General features: G+C 37.5%; 3 protein-coding genes and 1 pseudogene. 3 read left to right on the forward strand and 1 reads right to left on the reverse strand.

Going from position 1 to position 3,536, the window contains the following annotated elements:
* Nucleotides 1-1,577: prolyl oligopeptidase family serine peptidase (locus V5N63_RS04625; protein WP_332033020.1), on the reverse strand; the 1,577-nt coding region annotated here is incomplete at its 3' end.
* Nucleotides 1,578-1,710: 133 nt separating this feature from the next.
* Between V5N63_RS04625 and V5N63_RS04630 the strand changes: the two genes are divergently transcribed.
* The 3 genes and pseudogenes from V5N63_RS04630 to V5N63_RS04640 form a co-directional block, all read left to right on the forward strand.
* Complete coding sequence (locus V5N63_RS04630; RefSeq protein WP_332020265.1) at nucleotides 1,711-1,908, forward strand: hypothetical protein; 198 nt, start codon at nucleotides 1,711-1,713, stop codon at nucleotides 1,906-1,908.
* A gap of 136 nt (nucleotides 1,909-2,044) precedes the next feature.
* The gene (locus V5N63_RS04635) at nucleotides 2,045-3,088 is read left to right on the forward strand and encodes a PA0069 family radical SAM protein (protein ID WP_332032999.1); all 1,044 of its coding nucleotides are present in this window, start codon (nucleotides 2,045-2,047) and stop codon (nucleotides 3,086-3,088) included.
* 86 nt (nucleotides 3,089-3,174) lie between these two features.
* Nucleotides 3,175-3,536, forward strand: a pseudogene (locus tag V5N63_RS04640) (nucleoside recognition domain-containing protein); the annotation flags it as partial.

Below are 3,536 nucleotides of genomic sequence, written 5' to 3' on the forward strand. Positions count from 1 at the left end.
ACGTTTTTCTTCTGCATCTTGGTTCCTGCATCGTGCCATTTTTTACCGTATTCGCCGCCACCACGAATGTTTGGAACGGCGTAAATTCCACCATTCTCCATCCAAATTGCGTTTACTACAGAAAATGCCGGCTGCAGACTGATGTTGAATCCACCATAAGAATACAAAATCGTTGGGTTTTTACCGTCGAGTTTTGTTCCTTTTTTATAGTTGATCATCATCGGAATTTTGGTGCCGTCTTTCGAAGTGTAAAATACCTGCTCCGATACATAATTTTCAGGATTGAATTTTACATTTGGCTTTTGATACACTTCAGATGTACCTTTTTCGGTATTGAATTTATAAATCGTACCCGGCGTAATATAGTTGGTGAATGAAAAATACAGGTCTTTTTCTTTTTCCTTTCCGCCAAAACCCGCTGCCGTACCGATTCCCGGAAGGTCGATGGTTCTGATGAGTTTTCCGTCGTAATCGAACTGTTTCATGCTGGTTACCGCGTCTTTCATGTACCTTGCGAAAATATATCCGCCCCCTGTTGACACGCTCAACACGTTTTCAGTTTCAGGAATCACATCAGTCCAAACATTCGGATTATTAATGTTGAATTTCACCAAACGCATGTTCGGTGCGTTTTTATCGGTTAATGCATAAATATAATCACCTTTGGAATCAATAAAGTCCGTATTGAAATCATATCCTTTCTGTACCGGAATGAAATCTGTTTTATTTTTGAGGTCTTTAATATAAAGTTCGTTTCCGTTTGTCGCTTCCGAAGCGCTCAGAATCTCAAATCTTTCATCATCAGAAATACCGATTCCCATGTATCTGCGTTTGAAATTTTCGCCTCCAATGATTAACCTGTCGGCAGACTGCTTTGTTCCAAGTTTATGGAAATATACTTTGTGGGTATCTGTTTTCGCAGAAAGTTCGCTGCCTTTCGGTTTGTCGTAGCTGGAATAATAAAATCCTTCATCACCCAACCAGGAAGTTCCGGAAAACTTAACATCCACAATCGTTTCATCAATGATTTCTTTAGTTAAAGCATTCATAATGATGATTTTATTCCAGTCGCTTCCTCCTTCGGAAATTCTGTAGGCTACAAGATTTCCATTTTTATTGAATGAAACTCCGGCAAGCGAAGTGGTACCTTTTTCAGAAAATTTATTCGGATCGAGAAAAATTTCAGTTTTGCCGTTTTTATCGGTTCTGTAAAGAACAGATTGTGCCTGCAGACCATCATTTTTATAGAAATAGGTAAAATCGCCTTCTTTAAAAGGAGCACCAATTTTTTCATAATTCCAGATGTCTTTCAGCTGTGATCTCAGTTCTTCCCGAAACGGAATATTTGCAAGGTAATTATTGGTAAATGCTACTTCACGCTGAACCCAGTCTTTGGTATCTTCAGCCATGTCATCCTCTAACCAGCGGTAAGGATCTTCTACTTTAGTTCCGAAATACTCATCCGTGTGTTCCACTTTTTTAGTCTCCGGATAATTGAGGGAATTATTCATTTTTTGAGTAGTACAGGAGGCAAAAAACAACGCTCCTGTAAGCATAATAATTGAATTGGTCTTCATTTAAAACAGTTTTTTCAAATTTATAAAATTAAAACTGTATTCATGTACAGCATCTAAATATTAACAAACTTTAAAATAAAACCTTACAAAAAAGGAATAGGATTTGCTTAACTTCACCCATAAAAGTTTTAGTATGAGAAAAGAAACAGGAATATTATTGGCGGGAGGTCTTGGAGTGGTACTTGGTTTAGGAATTTTTGGTATTAAAAAATTTTTAGCCAAAAAACACAAAGACTATCACGATTATTATTCAGATTTCCACTGCCATTTCAGTAAAAACAAATATAAAGATGACGGCCATCATGGGGTTGAATTTTTAGCAATGCTATAGAAAATAATCTTTCACCATAGATCCCGGATTCATTGAATTCGGGATTTTTTTTGTGGAAAAGTGTCGGCATAAAACTCATTATTATAACAACTGATGCTTTTACTTTTGCTCAAAACAATTAATCTAACATCATAAAATGTCTTCTGAAAATTTTAAAAAAGGCCAGGGTGCGCAGCGAAACGAAATCAACCGTTTCGACAGATACACTTTTGAACCTGAAGAAGAAGATTTTCAGAAAACAAAAACGGTTTTCACAGAAGTTTTCCCCAAAACAATCGTCAATGAAGTAAAAAGTCCGGATTTGATGATGGAATATTCCCTTAATCCCTATCAGGGCTGCGAACACGGCTGCTCTTACTGTTTTGCCAGACCTACGCATGAATTTTGGGGATATTCTGCCGGAACCGATTTCGAACGCAAAATCATGGTGAAAAAAAATGCTCCGGAATTGCTCGAAAAATTTTTTCAGAAAAGAAATTATGTTCCAAAAACCATTACCCTTTCCGGCAATACCGACTGTTATCAACCTGCTGAGCGGGAATTTGAAATCACCAGAAAACTGCTGAAACTTTGCCTCGATTACCGGCATCCGGTTTCAATTTTAACAAAAAATGCTTTGGTTTTAAGAGATCTGGATATTTTGAGACCTTTGGCAGAACAGCATTTGGTCTCTGTTTCGTTCAGCATTCCTACAATCAATGAAGAAATCCGAAGAAAGATGGAGCCACGGACTTCATCTGTAAAAAATAAACTGAAAGCCATTGAGATTTTAACCGAACATAAAATCCCTGTCGGTGTTATGGTTGCACCCGTAATTCCAGGTTTAACAAGCGATGAAAGTCTGAAAATCTTAAAAACCGTTTCCGAAGCCGGCGCACAGAAATTCGGATATGTTTTGATAAGGCTTAATGACACCGTAGAACCCGTGTTCGTCAACTGGATCAACGCCCATTTCCCTGACAGAGCAGAGAAAGTCCTGAATCATATCCGCTCCATGAGAGGCGGAAAACTGGGTGAAAAAAGATTTCATGAACGCTATAAAGGCGAAGGAAATATTGCAGAAATGATTCACGATACTTTCGCTTTAGGCAAGAGAAAATTCTTCGCAAATAAAGAATTTACGCCACTTTCTACTGAAAATTTTATGGGCAGCAAAGTCCAGCAACTCAAACTTTTTTAAAATAAATATTATTTTCAGCTGAACTTATTTTGTCTCAAAAACCTATGGAATAAACTTTTTAGTTATTTTTAACAAAATTTTCAGCAATGGTTTTAAGCAGGATTTGGAGCGCATTTATTATTGTCGCCATTATAGTTGCAAGTATAAAATATTTGTTTTCAGATAATTACAAGGCAATTTACAACGACATGGTGGTCGGCAAAAGTGGAGACACGGTGCAGATTGCTTCAAAAAAAATGGCTGAACTGAATCCTGAAATCCAGAATGCACTCATCGCAAACCCGAATTTTGATCAAAACAGGGTTCATTATAAAACAGATTCTACAAAATCTGAAGTCCAGATTTACCGGGTTCAGGAAACCGATGGCGTAATCGGAACTTCCGAAACGGCCGTGAAAATCTGTCTCGGTTTGATTGGAATTATGACCCTTTTTATGGGTTTCATGAG

This window comes from Kaistella sp. (genome assembly GCF_032060305.1).
Taxonomy (GTDB): Bacteria; Bacteroidota; Bacteroidia; order Flavobacteriales; family Weeksellaceae; genus Kaistella; species Kaistella yananensis.